Raw genomic sequence first — 20106 nt, 5'->3', positions numbered from 1 at the left:
GGGGCGCCGTGCTCGTCGCACGGCGCCCCTTTCGCGTCCCGTTCTTCCCCGCGGGCGGCCGGTCAGCCGGCCGATCCGCGGGCCAGGGCCAGCGCGTAGTCGGCCCACCACTGCCCGGCCTTCGGCCCGCCCTTGCACTCGCCGTCCGACTCCCCCGGGCGCTTGATCCACAGGTAGGCGTCGACGAGCGGGTCGGCCGTCCGGGTCGTCGGGGTCTCGCCGAGCGCCCGGCCGGGCGGGTTGCACCAGCGTTCGTCCGCGTCGCCCCCGGTGTAGGGGCCGTTGCCGTTGCGGCTGGTGTCGATGACGAAGGGCTTGCCGCCGACCTTGGCGGACAGCTCCTTGCCGTAGGCGATGGAGTCCTCGGTGGTGTAGAAGTTCGACACGTTCACCGCGAAGCCGTCGGCCTGCTCGATGCCCGCCTGCTTCAGCGGCTCGAAGATCTGGTCGGGGTTGCCCCAGCCGGCGTTGCCGGCGTCCAGGTACACCGAGGTGTTCTTCAGGCCCTTGAGCTGGGCGACGGCCCCCTTGAGGAGGTCGTACCGCTCCTCGTGGAACTCCTCCGGGGTGCAGCCGTCCACCAGGTGCAGCACCGCGTCCGGTTCGAGCACCACCGTCGCCGGCCGGTCCCCGATGCCCTTGGCCACCGCGCCGACGAACTCCCGGTAGGCGTCGCCGTCCTCGGCGCCGCCCTGCGAGTACTGGCCGCAGTCGCGGTGCGGGATGTTGTAGAGGACCAGGACCGCCCGCCGGCCGACCTTGTCGGCGTTCTCGGTGAGCTCGCGGGTCTGCTCCTCCGGCTTCTCCGGGCTGATCCACTCCGCCACCGGCTGCTCGGCTATCTTGCGGAGCTGCTCGGCCTCCGCCTTCCTGCCGTCGTGCCGCAGCTCGGCCACCTTGCGCGCCGCGAGACCGTCCGGGTTGACCCAGAAGGGAGCCGCCTCCTTGGGCTGCTGCGTGACAGCCCGCGGGGCCTCGCCCTCCTTGTCGTCACCCCCGGAGGAACATCCCGCGAGCAGCAGTGCCGCCCCCAGCACCGCTGCGGACGCCCGCCCTCCGGCGAACGCCCCGACCCCCCTGCTGCCGTACATCCAACCCCCCTTGGGTGCACTCGTTCCACGTCTTCCGAGCCCCAATCCTGGCATACGTCCCGAGGCGTCAGGACGGCCGAGTCCGCCTTGTCCACGGCCTGTTACAGCGGGCCCCGGCCGGGCGGACCGCCGCGGTGCCGGGTGCGTGCGGATCCTCGGCCACCTGCGCCGATCACGGAAAGCGACCGGTCCGGGACTTGACGTGGACCGACCCCTGGGCCGGGCCGGGCTTTCCCTCTAGAGTCGGGAGCACCGGCCGGCCGGTGCCCCCGGCCGGTGCTTCCGTGCGCCTTCTCCGGCCTCCCGCGCGTCCCACCGGGTCACTCCCGCGGCCCGGGCTCCGCGCGGTGGAGGACCGGCCCGGTCGGCGGCCCCCGGGGAGCGGGTCGTCGGCCGGGCCGGGCGACCGCGCCGCCACGGGCGCTCAGGCGTGGGGCGCGTCCCCGCGGGCGTTCACGCGTCGGTGAGGTACGCCGAGACGACCACGTTCGCCGAGTAGGCGCCGGTCGTGCGGTCGTAGGTGCCGCCGCAGGTGATCAGCCGGAGCTCGGCGCGCCCCTCGTGGCGCGGGCCGTACGCCTGGCTCGCGTCGAAGCCGTCCCGGTCGAGCACGCGGACGTCCTCGACGGTGAACTCGGCGACCGTGCCGTCCGCGCGGGCCACCCGGATCTCCTGCCCGGGCTCCAGTGTGTCCAGCCGGTGGAAGACGGCGGGCCGGGTGTCGGTGTCGACGTGCCCCACCAGCAGCGCGGTGCCCACCGCGCCCGGGGCCACCCCGTCCGCGTACCAGCCGACCTCGCCCGCCCGCTCCGGCGGGGGCGGCTCCGGGGCGCCGCGCTCGTCCAGGCCCCGGGCGACGACCGGGGCGCGCAGCTCCAGGCCGGGGATGAAGAGGGTGAGGGGCTCGGCGGCCTTCAACGGCCGGTGCACGGTGGGCAGGTCGAACAGCGGCGGGCGTCCGGCCGCCGCCATGTCGCCGGTGGCCGGCCCGGCCGTCCCGGCGGGCACCTCGGTCAGTCCGCGGCCCCACAGCCACAGCCCGAGCAGCAGCACCACCCAGACCACGCCGGCGGGCAGCCGCCGCCGTACGGACCGCAGGCCCGTTCCGGTCGTCTCCACGTCGTCCCCGTCCGTCACGCCGCGCATGGTCCCGGTCAACCCGTCCCCCTGCCGCGCCGGGCCTGACGGCGGGCCCGGCGGTGGACGGTGAGGGCGGCGGTCCCGGCCAGCGCCAGCGCGACCACCGTCTGCGCGGTGCCGGGCCCGTGCCGCTCGCGGTCGGCGGCGACGGCGCGCGCGGTGCCGCCGCCTCCGGCGTTCACGGGGGCCACGGGCGAGGGGTGGGTCTGCGGGGTCTGCGGGGTTTGCGGGGTTTGCGGGGTCGGCGGGGCTTGGGCGGCCGGGGGTGCCGGTTCGCCGGCGGGGGCCGGGTGCGGGTTGATCTGGAGGGCCGCCTTGCGTTCGGTGCCGTCGCAGGCGTACGTCACCGCGTACGTCCCGGCGGTGAGGGTGGACCGTACGCGGCCGTCGCCGGCGAGTCCGTCGCCGGTGCGGGTGAGGCGGGCCTCGGACACCAGCGCCGGGGACTGCGCGACCGCCTCGCGTGCGTCGCACCCGGTCACCCTCAGGGCGATGTCACTGCCGGGGGCGGGGGCCGCGGGGGCCACCGAGAGACCCCCGCCGTCCGCCGCCCAGGCCATCGGACCGAGCGCGGTGACGGCCAGGACACCCGCGCAGAGAGCGAGTCGCCGCTTACCCATCGTGAACCTCCAGACACTTCGGAGGTTCCCCCGCGCCGTCCGGCCCCGCACCCCCGCACGCCCCGCACTGCGCCGTGCGGGTGAAGTGGGGGACGTGCGGGGGCGGCGTACGGGGGTCGCGCGGGGACGCCCGGCGGAGGCCCGGGGTCAGACGAGGTCGACGATGTCCGCGATGGAGTCGACGACCTTCGACGGCCGGTACGGGAAGTTCTCCACCTGCTCCGGCCGGGTCAGCCCGGTGAGCACGAGGAATGTCTTCATGCCGGCCTCGATGCCCGCGAGCACGTCGGTGTCCATGCGGTCACCGATCATCGCGCTGCTCTCCGAGTGCGCCCCGATGGTGTTGAGCCCGGTGCGCATCATCAGCGGGTTGGGCTTGCCCGCGAAGTACGGCTGCCTGCCGGTCGCCTTGGTGATGAGCGCGGCCACCGCGCCGGTCGCCGGGAGCGGTCCCTCGGTGGAGGGGCCGGTCTCGTCGGGGTTGGTGCAGATGAAGCGGGCGCCGGCGTTGATCAGCCGCACCGCCTTGGTCATCGCCTCGAACGAGTACGTCCGGGTCTCGCCGAGGACCACGTAGTCGGGGTCGTGGTCGGTGAGGATGTAGCCGATGTCGTGCAGCGCGGTGGTCAGCCCGGCCTCGCCGATGACGTACGCCGACCCGCCGGGCCGCTGGTCGTCGAGGAACTTGGCGGTGGCCAGGGCGGACGTCCAGATGTTCTCGATCGGCACCTCCAGGCCCAGCCGGCGCAGCCGGGCGTGCAGGTCGCGCGGGGTGTAGATCGAGTTGTTGGTGAGCACCAGGAAGGGCCGCCCGGACTCGCGCAGCTTCTTGATGAAGGAGTCGGCGCCGGGGATCGGCACACCCTCGTGGATCAGTACCCCGTCCATGTCGGTGAGCCAGGACTCGATGGGCTTGCGGTCTGCCATGTGCGGGATCTCCTGCCGTACGCGGTCCTGCCGTGCGCCCCAGCCTAAACAGACCCGGATCATGAGGGAACGGCCGCCCGGGGGCGGGGTGCTCAGCCGCGACGCCGGCGGGCGAACAGCACGGCCAGGGCGCCGGTGCGGACGGCCCCGGTGGCGAGGGCGAGGACCTGGGGGCCGGTGCCGGTCCCGGCGAGTTCCTCGGCGAGGGAGAAGCCGTCGCGTCCGGGGGCGCCGTCGACGCGGAAGCGGTAGTCGTCGGACTGCCCGACCCAGTCGCCGTCGCCGATGGACGCCCCCAGGCCAAGCCCGCGCGGCACCTACCCGTCCTGTCCGAACACCGGCGCCAACACCAACTCCGCCGCCCCCTCCGCGACCCCCCTCCTCTCCCCCGAGACCACCCGCACCGGCACACCCCCCTCCCCGGTCCGCCGCGCCCGCGCCTCCAGCACCGCCCGCACCCCCCGTACGAACGGCTCCGGATCCCCCTCCACCGTCCGCCCGCCCAACAGCACCCGGTCGATGTCCAGCAGCCCCACCAGATTCGCCGCCCCGGTCCCCAGCACCCGCGCCGCCTCCGCCGTCTCCCCCCGCGCCACGGCCGCCAGGCACAACGCCTCCACGCACCCCCGGTCCCCGCACCCGCACGGCGGCCCGTCCAGCTGCACCACCTGGTGCCCGAACTCCCCCGCCCCGGTCCGCGGCCCCCGGTGCACGCTCCCGCCGATCACCAGCCCGGCCCCCAGCCCCGTACCGAGGTGCAGATAGGCGAACGAGCCGCCCTCGCCCCCGACCGCCAGCCCGAGCGCCACCGCGTTGGTGTCCTTGTCGACGACCACGGGCACCGCCCCCAGCCGCTGGGACAGCCGCTCGGACAGGGCGTCACGCAGCGGAAAACCGTCCCACTCGGGGAACCCCGTCACCCGGTGCAGCACCCCCCGCCGGTGGTCGAGCGGCCCGGGCAGCGCGACCCCCACGCCCAGCAGGGACCCCCCGGAGCCGCGCCCCGGAACCACCGCCGCCAGTTCCTCCACCACCGACGCGACCCGCCCCAGCACGGCCTCCGCCCCGGCCCCCAGATCCAGCGGCACGCGCCGCCGCGCCACCACCGTCCCGTCGAGGTCGGCCAGTACGGCCCGCAGTTCGTCGCGGTCCAGGTGCACGCCCACCGCGTGCCCGGCCTCCGGGACCAGCCGCAGCACCGTGCGCGGCTTGCCGCCCGTGGACGCGCGACGCCCGGCCTCCACGGCGAGGCCCTCCTCCCGCAGCCGGGCGGTTATCTTGCTGACCGCCTGCGGGGTGAGCCCGGTGCGCTCGGCGAGCTCCAGCCGGCTGATGCCCTCCGCGCCCGCCGTGCGCAGCAGGTCGAGCACGAGCGCGGTGTTGTGGCTGCGCAGGGCGAGCAGGTTGGCCCCGCCGTTCGCCCCGCGCATCCCTGAGCCGTTCGCGCCCCGCAGGCCGGCGCCGTACGTCCTGTTCACCCGCCCATTGTGGCTCGCCCTTGCACTTTGGCAACAGCGTTGCGAAAGTAGGACCATGACTGGCACTCCCCTCCGCGTCGGCCTCGTGGGCTACGGCCTCGCGGGCTCCGTGTTCCACGCCCCGCTGATCACCGCGACCCAGGGCCTCGCGCTCGACACGGTCGTCACCTCGAACCCGGAGCGTCAGGCGCAGGCCCGCGCCGCGTTCCCGGACGTGACGGTCGCCGCCTCGGCAAACGAGCTGTGGGCCCGCGCCGGTGAGCTGGACCTGATCGTCGTCGCGTCCCCGAACCGGACGCACGTCCCGATCGCCACCGCCGCCCTCGAGGCCGGTCTGCCGGTCGTCGTGGACAAGCCCGTCGCGGGCACGGCGGCGGAGGCCCGCACACTCGCCGCCCTCGCCGAGAAGCGCGGCCTGCTCCTGTCCGTGTTCCAGAACCGCCGCTGGGACAACGACTTCCTCACCCTGCGCCGGCTGGTCGCGGACGGCGAGCTCGGCGAGGTGTACCGCTTCGAGTCGCGTTTCGAGCGCTGGCGCCCGCAGCTCAAGGGCGGCTGGCGGGAGTCCGGCGACCCGGCGGAGGTGGGCGGTCTGCTGTACGACCTCGGCAGCCATGTCGTCGACCAGGCCTTGGTCCTCTTCGGCCCGGTGACCTCCGTGTACGCCGAGACCGACGTCCGCCGTGAGGGCGCGCGGACCGACGACGACACGTTCCTGGCGCTGACCCACGAGAGCGGGGTCCGCTCGCACCTGTACGTCTCCGCGACCACCGCCCAGCTCGGCCCGCGCTTCCGCGTGCTCGGCTCGAAGGCCGGCTACGTCAAGCACGGCCTCGACCCGCAGGAGGCGGCCCTGCGCGACGGCCTGCGCCCGGGCGCAGACGCCACCGAGTGGGGCACGGAGCCGGAGGAGCTGTGGGGCCGTGTCGGCTCCGGCGAGTCCCCGGTGACCGGCGGCGGCAGCCCGGTACGGACGCTGCCGGGCGACTACCCCGCCTACTACGCGTCCGTGGCGCGGGCGTTGCTGGCCGACGGCCCCAACCCGGTGACCGCGCTGGAGGCGGCTGCGGCCCTCGACGTCCTTGAGGCGGCGCGCCGTTCGGCGGCCGAGAAGGTGACGGTGACCCTGTGACCACCCCGAAGCAGTCCCCCGAGCTCACGCCGACGGTGGAGGAGCTGGAGGCGCAGGAACGCCGCCTGGTGTTCCGGCAGTTCACCCATGAGGACGCCTGGGCGCTCGGCTCTCTGCTGGTGGAGCTGGCGCGCGAGCGGCAGGCGCCGGTCGCGGTCGACATCCACCGCGGGGGGCAGCAGCTCTTCCACGCCGCGCTGCCGGGTTCCACGCCCGACAACGACGCGTGGATCGCCCGCAAGCGCCGGGTGGTGGAGCGTTACGGCTCCGCTTCGTACCTGGTGGGGGCGCGGTTCCGGGCGAAGGGCACGACGTTCGAGGAGTCGTCGCGCCTCGACCCGGACACCTACGCGGCCCACGGCGGCTCCTTCCCGGTCACCGTCGAGGGCGTCGGCGTCATCGGCGCGGTGACGGTCTCGGGCCTGCCCCAACTCCAGGACCACCGCCTGGTCGTGGAGGCGCTCGAGCACTTCCTGTCACGGGCGTAGCCCGGGTCACACGACCAGGAGGAGCAGGAGGACGACGAGGGTCGCGTCCCGCCGCCGGCGCTCGGCGGCGGCGGGACGCGGCCCTCGTCCGTCACCGCCGCCTCACGCCCGCGCCAGCACCTGCCGTTGCCGGCCCAGCCCCGTGACCTCCAGTTCGACCACGTCGCCCGGCCTCAGGTACGGCTTCGGCTCGGGCCGGCCCATCGCCACCCCGGCCGGGGTGCCGGTGTTGATGACGTCGCCCGGGTACAGGGTCATGAACTGGCTGACGTACCGCACGACCTCGCCGACGGGGAAGATCTGCTCCGCCGTCGTACCGTCCTGCTTCAGCTCGCCGTTGACCCACAGCCGCAGGGAGAGGGCCTGCGGGTCAGGCACCTCGTCGGCGGTGACCAGCCACGGCCCGAGCGGGTTGAACGTCTCGCAGTTCTTGCCCTTGTCCCAGGTGCCGCCCCGCTCGATCTGGAACTCCCGCTCGGAGACGTCGTGGGCGACGGCGTACCCGGCGACGTGCGCGAGTCCGGCCTCGGCCGACTCCAGGTACCGCGCGGTGCGTCCGATCACGACCGCCAGCTCGACCTCCCAGTCGGTCTTGGCGGACCCGCGCGGGATGAGCACCGTGTCGTCCGGGCCGACGACGGTGTCCGGTGCCTTGAAGAAGATCACCGGCTCGGCGGGCGGCTCGGCGCCGGTCTCGCGGGCGTGGTCGTGGTAGTTCAGCCCGATGCACACGATCTTGCCGATCCGCGCGAGCGGCGGCCCGATCCGCGGTGCCGCCCCGGCCGGCACGGGCAGTGCGCCGGCGTCGGCGGCGGCCCTGATCCGGCCGAGGGCCTCCGCGTCGGCCAGCAGCGTCCCGTCGATGTCGGCGACGAGTCCCGTCAGGTCCCGCAGGGTGCCGTCGGCGTCGAGCAGCGCGGGCCGCTCCTGTCCCGGCGTGCCGACTCGCAGCAGCTTCATGGTCACGTCTCCCTCACTCGCGGGCGCCCGCCCGACGAGGAACGACCGGTGCGGCGGGCGCGGCCGTCGGAGGACCGGCCGATCCTCCAGGCCGGGCGCTCCACCGCGCAAGACCCGGTTCACGTACTGGACCGCGCCCGTGCCGTCGCCGCCGCGTGGCTCACCGGTACAGCACGGACCGCTCGACCACGCTCCACGTGGTGGAGGTGACCACGTACAGGGCGGCGGCCAGCGGGACGACGGCGACGGTGACCAGGGTGAAGAAGGACATGAACGGCATCACCTTCATCACCCCGCCCATGGCGGCGGCGCCCGGTACCTGCGGGTCCGCGCCGCCCGTCCCCGTGCCCGCCATCGCCGCCGAGGCCTCCGTCATCCGGCGGGAGAGCCGGTAGCTGAAGTACGCGACGACCGCGACGACCGCGAAGAGGCCGAGGTACACGAGCCCGGCCCCGCCGAGCATCCCGCCGTCGCCGAGCGCGTCCGCCCACCGGTGGCCGAGGGGGGCGTCGAGCAGCCGGTGGCCGAGGAGTTCGTTGGGCTCGCCGCCGATCGTGCCGCTGGAGAAGAGGTGGTAGAGCAGGAAGAACGCGGGGAGCTGGAGCAGGCTGGGCAGGCAGCCGGACAGCGGGGACACCTTCTCCTCGGCGTGCAGTTCCATCACGGCCTTCTGCAGCTTCTCGGGGTTCTTGCCGTGCTTGCGGCGCAGTTCGGCCAGGCGCGGCTGGAGCGCGGTCCGCGCCTTCTGGCCGCGTGCGGCGGCCCGGGACAGGGGGTGGACGAGGAGCCGTACCAGGGCGGTGAAGGCGATGATCGCGGCGGCCGCTGCGGACGGGCCGAACAGCGGCTGGAGCAGGTCGGCGATGTGCGCGACCAGGCTGGCGAAGACGGACATGGGTGAGCCCTCCGGGGGTCTCGTCGTGCCGGGGGTCCCGGCGCGACGGGCGGCCGGGACGGGATCGGGAAGGTCGGCATGACGACCCGCGCGCAGGCGTGCGGAACGGAGGGATCGTTGTGAGAGATGCCCTGCGAGGTCCCCTACGGGGATGCCCTACGCGGCGGTCGCCGGGAGGGCGTGTCCGGGCGCTCGGGGGCGGGTGCGCCCCTTGGCGTCGGGATCTCGCTGGGGGAGGAAGGCGGTACGCCGGTCGCGGTCGCGCAGGGCCGTGCGTACCCGGGTGGGCGGCACGGCGGGCGCGGAGCGGGCGGCGATCACGGCGCACACGGTGAGGGCGGCGCCGGCCGCGGCGGTCGCGGCGAGGGTGACGTGGACCAGGGAGAGTCCGCCGTCGGGGGCCGGGGTCAGCAGCAGGGCGACCTGGAGCAGCGGGAAGAGCAGGGCGAGGAGGGTGCGCGCGGAGCGCGTGGCGGGCCGTCGGGCGGTCATGTGCCGTGCCCCCCTCTCCGCCTCGTGGTGCATGGTGCACCGCATTGTGCCAGTTCCCGCCGTAGGGCGGGTGTCAGGCCGGGTCGGTCTCCACGGGCTGCAGCAGCCGCTTGGGCTTGAGCAGTGCCCGGCTGACCGGGTCCGCGGGGTCCCGGCTGAGATCCGGCCCCGGTACCACTTCGACGTCCGGCACGGCCACGACGGTTCCGCAGGCGGGGCAGTCGCTGTACGGGCCGAGTTCGGTGCCGCACGCGGCGTGCCGGAAGATCCGCAGCTGCTGCTTGGTGAGCTGCTCGCGCCCCCAGAGCCCGAGGGCGCGCAGGGTGGGCCACAGCGCGATGCCGCGGTCGGTGAGGACGTACTCGTCGCGGGGCGGGGACTCCTGGTAGCGGCGCTTCTCGAGGACGCCCTGCGCGGTGAGCGACTGGAGGCGGGAGGCGAGGACCGCGCGCGGGATGCCGAGGTGGACGAGGAAGTCGTTGTAGCGCCGCACGCCGTAGAAGGCGTCGCGGATGACGAGCAGCGTCCAGCGTTCGCCGATGACTTCCAGGGCGCTCGCGATGGAGCACTCCTGCGTCGCGTAGTCCTTGCCCAGTGCCATGCCGTCCACTGTAACCACTTTTACGTTTGTTGGTTCATTGACTGAACCTACCAGTGCTACCGTAGGCGTACTCCAGTAGGTTCAATGAGCGAACCTACCCGCGCCGCCACCCGCCAACCGTCCCCGATCCCGCAGAGGACCCCGACGACATGACCGCCACCCCCGCCTCCGCAGCGCGGGCGCAGGACACCACCCCGCGCACCGCCGCCCCCGGGTCCGCGCCCGCCGCCGGGTCGCCCCGCCCGGGCGCCACCCTGGCCCTCACCAGCGCCGCCACCGCCGTGGCGCTGATGACGTACACCGCGCCGATCGTGACGCTCCCCGCCACCGCCGCCGCCCTGCACACCCCGCTGTCCGCGCAGGCCTGGCTGCTCAACGGCACCCCCCTGGGCCTCGCCGCCCTGCTGCTGGTGGCCGGCAGCCTCGCCGACGACTACGGCCGCCGCCGGATCTTCGTCTGGGGCACCCTGGCGCTCGGCGTCACCACCGCCCTCGGCGCCCTGGCCGGCTCCACCTGGCTCTTCACCCTGGCCCGGATCGCCCAGGGCGGGGCCAGCGCGGCCCTGCTGGCAAGCAGCCTCGGCCTGATCGTGCACGCCTTCCCGACGGCCGCCGGCCGGCTGCGGGCGACGGGCGTGTGGGGGGCGTTCGTCACCGGCGGCATCGCCGTCGGGCCGCTGCTCGCCGCGGGGATACCCGACTGGCGCGCGGTCTACGGCGTCCTCGGCGCCGCCGCGGTGGTGATCGCCCTCCTCGGCAGCCGTGCGCTCACCGAGTCACGCTCCGCGCGCGGCGGCCGGCCCGACTTCGCCGGAGCCGCGACCTTCGGTCCGGCGCTGGTCGCCCTGGTCGCGGCCCTCACCCTGGGCCGGGACGGCTGGCTGCGGGCGCCGGTGATGCTGCTGTTCGGGGCGACGGTCGTGCTGCTCGCCGCGTTCGCCCTGGTGGAGCGCCGTACGGCGACCCCGATGATCGACCTGTCGCTGCTGCGTCACCGCGGCTTCCTCGCCTCCTCGGTCGGTGGTCTGTTCACGGGACTGTCGGTGATCGGCCTGTTCAGCTTCCTGCCGGCGGTGCTCCAGCGGCAGCTCGGCATGTCCGCGATGCAGACGGCCCTGCTGTCCCTGTTGTGGGCGGGCCTCGCCTTCCTCGTCGCGCTCCAGGCCCGACGCCTGGCCGGACGCATCCCGACCCGCGTCCAGCTGGCCATCGCCTTCGCCCTGCACGCCGTCGGCGTGATCACCATGCTCGGCGCGATCGACGCGGGCTCCACGGCCCGTTTCGTCCCCGGCATGCTCATCGCCGGCGTCGGCAGCGGCCTGCTGAACGCCGCGCTGCCGCTGCTCGCCGTCGAGTCGGTCCCGGCCGCCCGGGCCGCGATGGGCTCCGGCGCCCAGCAGACCCTCCGCTACATCGGCTCGTGCGCCGGCGTCTCCCTCGTCATCGCGATCGCGACGTCGTCGGGCGGCGGTCTCGCCCGGGGCACGGACATCGCGCTGGTGGTCTCCGCGGTGCTGGCGCTGGTCGCGGCGGTGGGCGTGCTGGCCCTGCGGGAACGGTCGTAGGGCGGTCCCCGAGGACCGTCGGGCCCTCACTTCTGTCACCGGTCGGCAGTACCGTGTCCACCATGCGCCCCGACTCGCCTGCCGAAAACGTCGACCACACCACCGAGGCCGCCCGCCTGGAGCGGTTCGCCGACCGCTACCCCGAGGACGCGGAGGCCCTGCTCCTGCGGGCCGCCGCCCACCGGGAGCTGTCCGGCGACCGCCCCGCCGCGACCGCCCTCTACGACCACCTGCTGGCCTCGGGCGCCGACCTGGACAACCCGTACCTGGTCCGCGCCCTGAAGGCCTCCAACCTGTGGGAGTACGGCCACGAGGCGGAGGCCCGCGCGATCATCGACGGCATCCGCACCGCCGCCCCGCGCGTCGCCGCCCCCTGGGTGATCGTCGCGGAGGCGCTGGAGGCCCACGACGAACTGCAGCAGGCGCACGAGACGTTCACCGAGGCGGTCCGGCTGCTGCTGACCGACGTGCCGGAGCCCCCGCGCGCCACGCACCCGCTGCTCCTCGGACGGCACCGGGTGCGCAGGATGCTCGGCGCCCCGCATGACGAGTGGGACGCGGTCGCGGACTCCGTGCACACCCACTCCATCGGTCTGGACGAGCTGCACGACCCCAAGCGCGTGTGGTCCCTGGGCTCGGACAACCCGGCGGAGCTGGAGGCGGAGATCCAGCGGCTGCGCGCCGAACTGGGCGCGTACCGGGAGGCGTTGTCCCGCCCGTTCCCGGTGGCGGTGCTGCACTGGCCGGCCGGTGAACTGACCGAGCTGACGGAGGCGTACCCGGACCTCGCGGAGGAGTACCCGTCCTACGAGGCGCATCTGGCGGCGATAGAGGCGGCCCTGCGTGAACTGGCCGCCTCCGGCACGCCGAACCTGGGCATCGTCAGGGGCACGGTCCCGTCGTACGAGGCGTTCGCCGCCTCGGAGCTGGCCTCCCCCGCCGACCCGGCGCTCCTCCCCCAGTACGCGACCACGCTGGCGGCGCGGGGCCGCGCGGTGGCCTGGCCGCCGGAGCGCGCGGAGGCGTGCTGGTGCGGGTCGGGGCGGACGTACGGGGAGTGCCACGGGCCGGCGCTCTGACACACGTCGCTCTGACACACGTCGCTCTGACACACGTCGCTCTGACACACGCGTGACGGTGCGCCCGCCCGCCGGTTCGTCCGGCGGGCGGGCGCACCGCTGTGTGTGCCGCGTGTGCCGTGTGTGCCGGACCGGCCGGTCCTACTTGGCGAGGAAGCCGAGGAGGGCGTCGGTGACCTCCTGGGCGTGGGTCCACAGCAGGCCGTGCGGGGCGCCCTCGATGACGACGTACTCGGCGTCGGGCAGGGCCCGGTGGAAGGGCTCACCGGTGGACTCGATGGGGAGGATGCGGTCGGCGGTGCCGTGCAGGATCAGCGCGGGGACGTCGACCTTCTCGATGTCGGTGCGGAAGTCGGTCGTCCAGGTCGAGACGCTGGCGAGCGAGGCGTACCAGGAGGCGCCGGCGGCGACGTTCCAGCTGTTGCGCAGGGCCTCCTCGCTGATGCGGCTGCCGAGGTTCTCGTCCAGGTTGTAGAAGTCCTGGTAGAAGGCGGTGAAGTAGGCGTACCGGTCGTCGGTGACGGCCTGCTTGATGCCTTCGAAGACGGCGCCGTCGACACCCGTGGGGTTGTCGTCGGTCTTGAGCAGGTACGGCTCCAGGGAGGCGAGGAACGCGGCCTTGGCGACCCGCTCCGAGCCGTAGGTGCCGAGGTAGCGGCCGACCTCACCGGTGCCCATGGAGAACCCGACGAGGACCGCGTCACGCAGGTCCAGGGTCTCCAGGACGGTGTTCAGGTCGGCGGCGAAGGTGTCGTAGTCGTAACCGGTGGTGGGCTGGCTGGACCGGCCGAACCCGCGGCGGTCGTAGGTGATGACCCGGTAGCCGGCGGCGAGCAGGGCGGCGGACTGCTTCTCCCAGGAGTGACCGTCGAGCGGATACCCGTGGATCAGCACGACCGGCTGCCCGGTGCCGTGGTCCTCGTAGTAAAGGTCGATGGAGGCGGAGTTCTCCTGGCCGACGGTGATGAACGGCATGGCGCTGCCCTTCCGTTGAGGTCCGGTGTGCGGTGAGCACTGATGAAGAAGATAGTGCGCCGTTAAGTTGCGCACAACTAGATTGCGTGCAACTTATGTGGGCGGGGCCATCCCGCCGCCGGGCCGCGGTTCGGATCCCCCGTGCGGTCACACGGGCGGCGCCTCCGGCCCCCACTGCACGCGTCCGCAGCGACAGCCCCGGCGGACGCGTCTCATTCCACCCGCCGCTCCCGGCCCCGACGTCCACCACCGGACCGAGATCCCCCTATGCCGGGGGCTGCAGCCGGCGCACCCGACGTAGCTCGGGGGACCTGCGGTCCGCGGGGCCGAGGGAAGGGGCGCGGCGGGGCCTGCCGCCGGTCAGCACACGGCGCCGGGCACGGCCGCCGTGGCCCGCAACAGGTCCCGCACGAGGCCGAAGTCGACGTCCCCCGGCTTACGGAAGCGCAGGCAGCCCTTGCCCATGTCCTGGCCGGCCAGCCGCTCGGCGAAGGCTTCCCGGACGTCGGGGCGCATGAGGTAGACGGAGATGTACTGCTTCTGACTGGCGAAGGCGATCTCCGCGACTCCGTCGCGCTCATACGCGGGCATGCCGTAGGCCATGACCTCCGTGAAGCCATGGAGCTCGGCCCGGCACAGGTCACGCAGCCGCGTCAGGACGGCCGTGCGCTCGTCGGGCACCTCGGCGAGGTAGGTGTCGACGTCGGGCGCGCTGCTTTGCACCGTGGGGGAGCTTATGCCGGGTCCGACTCCGTGCCCCCAGAAGGCGGCCGTCAGGTCTCGCTACCGTTCCACGACGACCGCTAACTGCAAGGAAAACGCAGGACGAAGCACCTCATGGCGACAAATTCGGGACCAATCCCCCCACTTCAAGGCTCAACAGTTTCAATGTCCGACCTTTGCAGTACCGTCACACGAGCCAATTGAAGCGGAGGGCCGTCATGCGCTGACGACGCCCAGACCTGTGTACGCGAGGAAGCACATGCCCTACGAGCCCGGCACCGTCTGGCAGTACGAGGTCCCCACTACCGGCAGCACACATCTGCCGCCAGACGCCGGCTACGGCAAGGCCCTGACCAATCAGGGCTACGGCTTCGAGGTCGCCATCGCCGACCTGGTCGACAACTCGATCGATGCGGGAGCCGACAAAATCGTCGTGCACTTCCTGCGTGACGCCAAGCGCATCCTCACGCTGCTGGTCATCGACAACGGCAGAGGCATGGACGACGCCGGCCTAGACGGGGCCATGACGGTGGGACGGCGCCGCGAGTACGGGGACAACGCCCTCGGCATGTACGGAACGGGCCTGAAAGCCGCCTCGCTATCCCACGCGGCTTCTCTGACCGTCGTGAGCCGCACCAAGCGCAGCCGCGCTGCCGGACGGCGGCTCACGGCAGAGGGCATCGAGGACAGCTTCCGTTGTGACACGGTCGATCCGCGGTACGCACAGGAACTCGTGGACCGGTATGACGGCATCATCGAGTGGCAGGGCACGATCGTGCGCTGGGACCAAGTGCGGGTTTTCGAGACCGTGACGACCGGCCAGAGTGACCATTTCCTGTCCAAAGCCATCGCTCGTCTGGAAACTCACCTGGGTCTCTACTTGCACCGGTTCCTGCAGGACGGTCTCAAGCTCGACATCGCGGTGTGGGACGTGAGCAGCGCCGAGGGAGAGCTCGGTGAGGAAGTCGACCACATCGCCGTGCAGGCACTGGATCCGTTCGGCTACAAGGTGCCTGGAAAGGCACGGTACCCGCGGACATTCACTGCCCCCGTCGAGGGGCTCGGCGATGTCCAGCTGACCGCGCACATCTGGCCCGCGAAGTCGAAGCAGGCCGGGTTCCGGCAGATCGGCTCCCTCACGGACCGGCAGGGTTTCTACTTCTACCGCAACAACCGTCTGGTGCAGGCCGGTGGCTGGAACGGCCTGCGCAACCCGGAGGGGCACCTTGCGCTCGCCCGCGTTGAGGTCGACCTGCCGGCCCAAGACAACAGCGTCCTGAGCCTGGACGTCAAGAAGGAAAGCGTCACCGTCACGCCTGCCTTCACACTCGGTGTGGAGAAGGCCGCGGACACAGCCGGACACACCTTCCACCAGTACCTGAGTGACGCTGAGGCCACCTACCGGGAGGGGGCCAAGCGCAACGAGATCGTGCGCAAGGCAGTGACTCCTCCGGGCAAGGGAATGGACCCGGCCATCAAACGGGTCATCAAAGAAGAGCTGCCCGAGAAGCCGGGCGAGGAGCCGATCGCCTTCACCTGGTCCACGCTGCCCGCGGACAAGTTCTTCGCCTTGGACCGTGAGAACAACGTCGTCGTGCTCAACAAGGCCTTCCGCAGCGACTTCAACGACGGACGGCGCGGCGGGAGCAACGACGCGCCGGTGACGAAAACTTTTCTGTACTTGCTGCTTGAGGACTGCTTCGGCCTCGGCCGCTGGGAACGGGGCCGACAGGACCGGGTGGACTACTGGAACACGATTCTGCTGGCCGCGGCAGGCGCCCACCGGGAGCGCCGCGCGCAGGCAGTTGACTAACCAGTACCGCTCTCACATCAGTCCTGACTGGGGGGAAACCATGACCACCACTTCATCTGCTGTGCTGCTCGACATTCACACCTCCGCTCTGGCGGGAATGGGCAGCCTGCCGCGCACCTTCGCCTCCTGGGCCAGGCTCGCCGCTGAGGTGTATCCGGACGCCGATCTGAGCGAGGAACTGTTCCGCTCATCCCTCCTCACCGGGGACGAGGCCCTGATAGCTCTGTGGAACCGGCACCTGACGGCCTGGGACTTTGCCGAGAATCCGCCCTGGGGAGGCAGTACTCCCGCCCGGACGGACGAGCGGCGTGCCGTGATCTACGAGCACCTGGGGTTCGGCAGCGATGTCTGCAAGGCCCTAGATCAGGCCATGCCGGTGGCCAAAGTGCCCGGAGCAACGGTGATCACCCGGGAGTTCACTCCCTGGTACACCGCTGAACGTGCGGCTGCCAGGAACTTCTACTGGACGGCATACGAGCGGAAGCTCCGTGACAAGGGCTGGTCCGAAGCTGCCATCGCGAGCCTGGACCAGGCGAGCAAGGCGGTAGTGGAGCGGCTCACCGACCCGGAGCAGCCGACGGCCCGCCAGGCGAAGGGCCTGGTTGTCGGCTACGTCCAGTCCGGCAAGACGGCTAACTTCACCGGGGTGGCCGCCAAGGCGATCGACGCCGGGTACCGGCTTGTCATCGTGCTGGGCGGCACTCTCAACCTGCTCCGCGCCCAGACGCAGCGGCGCCTGGACATGGAGTTGATCGGCCAGGAGAACATCCTGCGCGGCGCCGACGTCACGGACGTCGACTCCCTTGTGGGTGTGGACTACGTAGGCGATGACGAGGGGTGGCCAGACTTCGTCCACCACGGTGCTCGCCCCTCCACGCTCGGCGCCTTCGACATCGAGCGCCTGACAACTCGTGACAACGACTACAAGAGCCTGGCTCAAGGCATCCGTGCGCTTGAGTTCGAGAAGCGCGTCCCGACCCAGCCGCTGCATGATCCAGCGAACCTGCACCACGCCGCCGCACGGATCCTCGTGGTGAAGAAGAACAAGAGCGTCCTCACCAAGCTGGTCAAGGACCTCAAGCAGATCCACGGCATCCTGGGGGAACTGCCCGCTCTCATCATCGACGACGAGTCTGACCAGGCCTCCGTCAACACTTCCGATCCCAAGAAGTGGGAACGCGGGAGCACCGAGCGCACCGCAATCAACGGCTTGATCTCCAAGCTGCTCGGGCTGCTCCCGCGGGCCCAGTACGTCGGTTACACCGCGACACCGTTCGCCAACGTCTTCATCGATCCCGGTGACGACATGGACATCTTCCCCAGCGACTTCCTGATTTCGCTGCCCCGGCCGGCCGGGTACATGGGCGTCCAGGACTTCCACGACCTGAACTCCCCTGTGCCCGCCGACCAGCGCACTTACGCCAACTCGCAGGAGGAGGCACACGTGCGCGGGATCTACGACTCCACGGGAGACAGACTTCAGGAGGCGATGGACGCCTTCGTGCTGTCCGGCGCCCTCAAGCTCTACCGCGCGGATCACGGTGTGCCTGACGCCGCCTTCCGGCACCACACCATGCTTGCCCACCAGTCAGTGCGGCAGGACGACCACGCTGACCTGGCGCTGCGCATCAACACCATGTGGCACCAGGCGGGTTACAGCTCCACTGCGGGACACGAGCGTCTGGCGGCACTCTGGGAAACCGACTTTGCGCCCGTCAGTTCAGCGCAGGCGGGCGAGCTGCCGTCACCGTCCTCTTATCAGGAACTGCGACCCTATGTGCATGCTGCACGGCAGCGCATCGGCAGCGGAGGCCAGCCGGTCATCGTCGTCAATGGCGATACCGACCGGTACTTCGCCCAGCTCGATCTGGATTTCGACCGGACACCAAACGTCTGGAAGATTCTCGTGGGCGGCACGAAGCTTTCCCGTGGCTTCACGGTCGAGGGCCTGACCGTCACCTACTACCGCCGCACGACCCAGCAGGCCGACACGCTGATGCAGATGGGCCGCTGGTTTGGCTTCCGCGACGGGTACCGGGACCTCGTCCGGCTCTACATCGGGCGCGAGGAGCCGTTCGGCCGCGACAAGCATGTCGACCTCTATGAGGCATATGAGGCCGTCTGCCGTGACGAGGAGACGTTCCGCGAGCAACTGGCCCAGTACGCAGAGCTGGTCGACGGCAAACCGCAGGTGACTCCTGTCCAGATCCCACCGCTCGTGGCGCAGCACCTGCCGTGGCTCAAGCCCTCGGCTCGCAACAAGATGTTCAACGCCGAGCTGGTGGAAATCCGCTCGCCTGGTCGTCCCATCGAGCCTGCTTCGTACCCACTGACCGGCTCAGTGACAAAGCGCAACACCGGACACTGGCGGCCGCTGCTTCACGCACTGGCTCCGAACCCTGTGCCGTTCAACAATCCCCCGGACAACTCAAGCCCTCTCTCGCGGACGTTCACGGCGCTCACCGGCACCGTTACTCATGGCGACCTGCTGAGTGTGCTGCTCAAGCTCGAGTGGGAACGGCCCCGGTACTTCGACCCGCACTTGAGCTACCTGCAGCAGCTCGACGGCACCCTCGCCCGGGTGGATGACTGGCTGCTCATCTCGCCTCGGCTGGCCTCGGGCAACCGCGTCGATGCGAGCGTTCTCGGCTCGGCCCCGCTGTCTCTCGTCCGGCGGAGCATCCAGGCCGGCAAGAACAGCTTCGGCCGTATCGCCAGCGTGGAACACCGCACGGCAGCGCAGCGGCTCATCGATGACGCCGCTGCTGGGGCAAACACCCTCATCGGTCCCAGGACGGGGGTGGCCCTGCTCTACCCGGTCGTGGAGGGCAGCAGTCAGGACAGCGTCCAGGGCGCAGTCCACAACGGCGTCGCCGATCCGTCGAGGATTGTGATGGCTTTCACCCTCATCCCGCCGAAGTCCGCCACCAGCGGAGACCGGCGCCTGGTCCGCTTCCGAGCCAAGAACTCGCGCCATGAGGGTGAGGCAACGGTTCCCTCAGAGTCCTCCTCATAGGCAGCGCCCTCACGTAACACCCGGACGTACTGACTAACACGAATAGGACGGACATTGCTGCCCTTCGACGAAGACGCCACTGTTAAGGCAGCCTCCAGTATCGCGATACAGGATGCGCTGGAGCAGGACCTCGACGTACACAAGGTGGCCGATCACATCTTCTCTCTCGATCCAGACGGGAAGAGGTTCGGCGCAATTCTCCGCGACACCATCGACCAGTTGCTGAACGGTGAGGTGACCGGAAGATACGCCTGGAATCAGCTATTCAAAACGGAGAAGACTCACGCAGGCACGCTCGTCGAAATCAACTTGCAGCGCGAGTTCAAGTTCGACGACGGTGGTGATGTGGGCGGCGCTGATGACAAACATCCCATGGACTATCGCATCCTCGGCATCGACGTGGACTGCAAGTTTTCTCAGACCTTCGGCGGGTGGATGATCCCTCCGGAAGCCATGGGTTACCTCTGCCTCTTAGTGTGGGCGGATGACAGCAAGAGCAAGTGGAGCGCGGGCATACTCCGGGTGCGAAGAGAATGGCTCAACAGCGGCAGCAACCGAGACAAAAAGCTGACGCTGAAGGCGGAGCACCGGGACGATGCTGTGCACTGGATCTGGCGGGACGCGGAGCTTCCTGAGAACGTTCTGCTGCATCTGCCAGAATCCACACGCTCCGCCATTCTCAGTGAGAAGTCCGGCCAGAAACGTGTCATCGAGCTGTTCCGCAGAGTTCAGAACCGCCGCATCGGACGAGGGACAGTCCGGACGGCTGCACAGCAGCTCGACTACATGGCCCGGCTGCGTGAGGGTGAGGGCCGAGCGCGAACAGTTCTCCGCGGGGATGGCATCGTTATAGCCGGCCCGTACAGCAAGCACCGCGAGATCGCCAGGAAGATCGGAGCCGTGGTTCCACAGCGAGGTGAGTTCGTCAGCTTCCGGGTGGCCGAGGCCATGCCGCATCATGGCGACCGTCCACGTGTTGAGCTGGAGGGACGCGAATGGGTCCGCGCGAGTCCAGACGACCCCGTGATCACAGCACCTCGTCTACCCAGGGTCGTCGGTGAAGAAGAAGCCTGAGCAAAAGGACACTGACCGGGACACCGCTGCTGCCTTG

19 protein-coding genes are annotated in these 20106 nt (G+C 71.2%); 7 read left to right on the top strand and 12 right to left on the bottom strand.

Annotation, left to right across the window (positions count from 1 at the left end):
* Positions 1–62: 62 nt before the first annotated feature.
* The 6 genes from B100_RS0115965 to B100_RS0115940 all read right to left on the bottom strand — a co-directional run bounded on the left by B100_RS0115965 (position 63) and on the right by B100_RS0115940 (position 5208).
* A complete protein-coding gene (locus B100_RS0115965; protein ID WP_024885442.1) occupies positions 63–1091 on the bottom strand; it encodes a glycoside hydrolase family 6 protein in 1029 nt (342 codons plus the stop codon).
* 453 nt (positions 1092–1544) lie between these two features.
* Entirely contained in the window at positions 1545–2228 is a 684-nt protein-coding gene (locus tag B100_RS0115960) for a class F sortase (RefSeq protein WP_024885441.1), read from the bottom strand.
* Positions 2229–2245: 17 nt separating this feature from the next.
* Positions 2246–2851 (bottom strand): hypothetical protein, encoded by a 606-nt coding sequence (locus B100_RS0115955; protein ID WP_024885440.1) that lies wholly within the window; start codon positions 2849–2851, stop codon positions 2246–2248.
* A gap of 147 nt (positions 2852–2998) precedes the next feature.
* Positions 2999–3778: an HAD-IIA family hydrolase gene (locus B100_RS0115950; RefSeq protein ID WP_024885439.1), complete on the bottom strand. Its 780-nt coding sequence runs from the start codon at positions 3776–3778 to the stop codon at positions 2999–3001.
* Positions 3779–3870: 92 nt separating this feature from the next.
* On the bottom strand, positions 3871–4095 hold the full coding sequence (locus B100_RS0115945) for a hypothetical protein (RefSeq protein WP_024885438.1): 225 nt from the start codon (positions 4093–4095) through the stop codon (positions 3871–3873).
* Entirely contained in the window at positions 4096–5208 is a 1113-nt protein-coding gene (locus tag B100_RS0115940) for an ROK family transcriptional regulator (RefSeq protein ID WP_024885437.1), read from the bottom strand.
* Positions 5209–5311: 103 nt separating this feature from the next.
* Between B100_RS0115940 and B100_RS0115935 the strand changes: the two genes are divergently transcribed.
* Both B100_RS0115935 and B100_RS0115930 read left to right on the top strand, forming a co-directional pair.
* On the top strand, positions 5312–6388 hold the full coding sequence (locus B100_RS0115935; RefSeq protein ID WP_024885436.1) for a Gfo/Idh/MocA family protein: 1077 nt from the start codon (positions 5312–5314) through the stop codon (positions 6386–6388).
* On the top strand, positions 6385–6876 hold the full coding sequence (locus B100_RS0115930; protein WP_024885435.1) for a heme-degrading domain-containing protein: 492 nt from the start codon (positions 6385–6387) through the stop codon (positions 6874–6876). The genes B100_RS0115935 and B100_RS0115930 overlap by 4 nt, the downstream gene beginning before the upstream one ends.
* 102 nt (positions 6877–6978) lie before the next feature.
* Here B100_RS0115930 and B100_RS0115925 read toward each other — a convergent pair whose 3' ends face one another.
* From B100_RS0115925 to B100_RS0115910, 4 genes are all read right to left on the bottom strand, one after another.
* Positions 6979–7836: a fumarylacetoacetate hydrolase family protein gene (locus B100_RS0115925; RefSeq protein ID WP_024885434.1), complete on the bottom strand. Its 858-nt coding sequence runs from the start codon at positions 7834–7836 to the stop codon at positions 6979–6981.
* A 160-nt stretch (positions 7837–7996) separates the two neighbouring features.
* Positions 7997–8731: a membrane protein insertase YidC gene (locus B100_RS0115920; RefSeq protein ID WP_024885433.1), complete on the bottom strand. Its 735-nt coding sequence runs from the start codon at positions 8729–8731 to the stop codon at positions 7997–7999.
* 156 nt (positions 8732–8887) lie between these two features.
* The gene (locus B100_RS0115915; protein WP_024885432.1) at positions 8888–9223 is read right to left on the bottom strand and encodes a DUF6412 domain-containing protein; all 336 of its coding nucleotides are present in this window, start codon (positions 9221–9223) and stop codon (positions 8888–8890) included.
* Positions 9224–9296: 73 nt separating this feature from the next.
* Positions 9297–9824, bottom strand: coding sequence for a winged helix-turn-helix transcriptional regulator (locus B100_RS0115910; protein ID WP_037722880.1), 528 nt, complete (start codon positions 9822–9824; stop codon positions 9297–9299).
* Between the two features lie 149 nt (positions 9825–9973).
* On the opposite strand from B100_RS0115910, the gene B100_RS0115905 reads away from it, so the two are divergent.
* Together B100_RS0115905 and B100_RS0115900 are read left to right on the top strand one after the other, a co-directional pair.
* Positions 9974–11389 carry an MFS transporter gene (locus B100_RS0115905; RefSeq protein ID WP_024885430.1) on the top strand — a complete coding sequence of 472 codons (1416 nt, stop codon included), beginning with the start codon at positions 9974–9976 and terminating at the stop codon, positions 11387–11389.
* Positions 11390–11451: 62 nt separating this feature from the next.
* A complete protein-coding gene (locus B100_RS0115900; RefSeq protein ID WP_024885429.1) occupies positions 11452–12468 on the top strand; it encodes an SEC-C domain-containing protein in 1017 nt (338 codons plus the stop codon).
* Between the two features lie 141 nt (positions 12469–12609).
* Here the strand turns inward: B100_RS0115900 and B100_RS0115895 are convergent, their stop codons facing one another.
* Positions 12610–13443, bottom strand: coding sequence for an alpha/beta hydrolase (locus B100_RS0115895; RefSeq protein WP_024885428.1), 834 nt, complete (start codon positions 13441–13443; stop codon positions 12610–12612).
* A 360-nt stretch (positions 13444–13803) separates the two neighbouring features.
* Positions 13804–14166: a DUF1801 domain-containing protein gene (locus B100_RS0115890; RefSeq protein WP_024885427.1), complete on the bottom strand. Its 363-nt coding sequence runs from the start codon at positions 14164–14166 to the stop codon at positions 13804–13806.
* A 259-nt stretch (positions 14167–14425) separates the two neighbouring features.
* Between B100_RS0115890 and B100_RS0115885 the strand changes: the two genes are divergently transcribed.
* From B100_RS0115885 to B100_RS0115875, 3 genes are read left to right on the top strand one after another with little or no spacing between them, the layout of a single operon-like run.
* Positions 14426–15979: an ATP-binding protein gene (locus B100_RS0115885; protein ID WP_024885426.1), complete on the top strand. Its 1554-nt coding sequence runs from the start codon at positions 14426–14428 to the stop codon at positions 15977–15979.
* A 40-nt stretch (positions 15980–16019) separates the two neighbouring features.
* The gene (locus B100_RS0115880) at positions 16020–18995 is read left to right on the top strand and encodes a Z1 domain-containing protein (protein WP_024885425.1); all 2976 of its coding nucleotides are present in this window, start codon (positions 16020–16022) and stop codon (positions 18993–18995) included.
* Positions 18996–19049: 54 nt separating this feature from the next.
* Positions 19050–20069, top strand: a complete 1020-nt coding sequence (locus B100_RS0115875) for a NaeI family type II restriction endonuclease (protein WP_024885424.1) — start codon at positions 19050–19052, stop codon at positions 20067–20069.
* Positions 20070–20106 lie beyond the last annotated feature (37 nt).

It is taken from the genome of Streptomyces sp. CNH189 (assembly GCF_000527195.1).
This window is presented reverse-complemented; position numbering and strand designations above follow the sequence as displayed.

Bases quoted from the DNA above. Each gene is read 5' to 3' on its own strand.
- B100_RS0115910 (WP_037722880.1), bottom strand. From the start codon at position 9,824: ATGGCACTGGGCAAGGACTACGCGACGCAGGAGTGCTCCATCGCGAGC.
- B100_RS0115935 (WP_024885436.1), top strand. From the start codon at position 5,312: ATGACTGGCACTCCCCTCCGCGTCGGCCTCGTGGGCTACGGCCTCGCG.
- B100_RS0115950 (WP_024885439.1), bottom strand. From the start codon at position 3,778: ATGGCAGACCGCAAGCCCATCGAGTCCTGGCTCACCGACATGGACGGG.
- B100_RS0115915 (WP_024885432.1), bottom strand. From the start codon at position 9,223: ATGACCGCCCGACGGCCCGCCACGCGCTCCGCGCGCACCCTCCTCGCC.
- B100_RS0115920 (WP_024885433.1), bottom strand. From the start codon at position 8,731: ATGTCCGTCTTCGCCAGCCTGGTCGCGCACATCGCCGACCTGCTCCAG.
- B100_RS0115925 (WP_024885434.1), bottom strand. From the start codon at position 7,836: ATGAAGCTGCTGCGAGTCGGCACGCCGGGACAGGAGCGGCCCGCGCTG.
- B100_RS0115955 (WP_024885440.1), bottom strand. From the start codon at position 2,851: ATGGGTAAGCGGCGACTCGCTCTCTGCGCGGGTGTCCTGGCCGTCACC.
- B100_RS0115940 (WP_024885437.1), bottom strand. From the start codon at position 5,208: ATGCGCGGGGCGAACGGCGGGGCCAACCTGCTCGCCCTGCGCAGCCAC.
- B100_RS0115905 (WP_024885430.1), top strand. From the start codon at position 9,974: ATGACCGCCACCCCCGCCTCCGCAGCGCGGGCGCAGGACACCACCCCG.
- B100_RS0115900 (WP_024885429.1), top strand. From the start codon at position 11,452: ATGCGCCCCGACTCGCCTGCCGAAAACGTCGACCACACCACCGAGGCC.
- B100_RS0115885 (WP_024885426.1), top strand. From the start codon at position 14,426: ATGCCCTACGAGCCCGGCACCGTCTGGCAGTACGAGGTCCCCACTACC.
- B100_RS0115880 (WP_024885425.1), top strand. From the start codon at position 16,020: ATGACCACCACTTCATCTGCTGTGCTGCTCGACATTCACACCTCCGCT.
- B100_RS0115895 (WP_024885428.1), bottom strand. From the start codon at position 13,443: ATGCCGTTCATCACCGTCGGCCAGGAGAACTCCGCCTCCATCGACCTT.
- B100_RS0115965 (WP_024885442.1), bottom strand. From the start codon at position 1,091: ATGTACGGCAGCAGGGGGGTCGGGGCGTTCGCCGGAGGGCGGGCGTCC.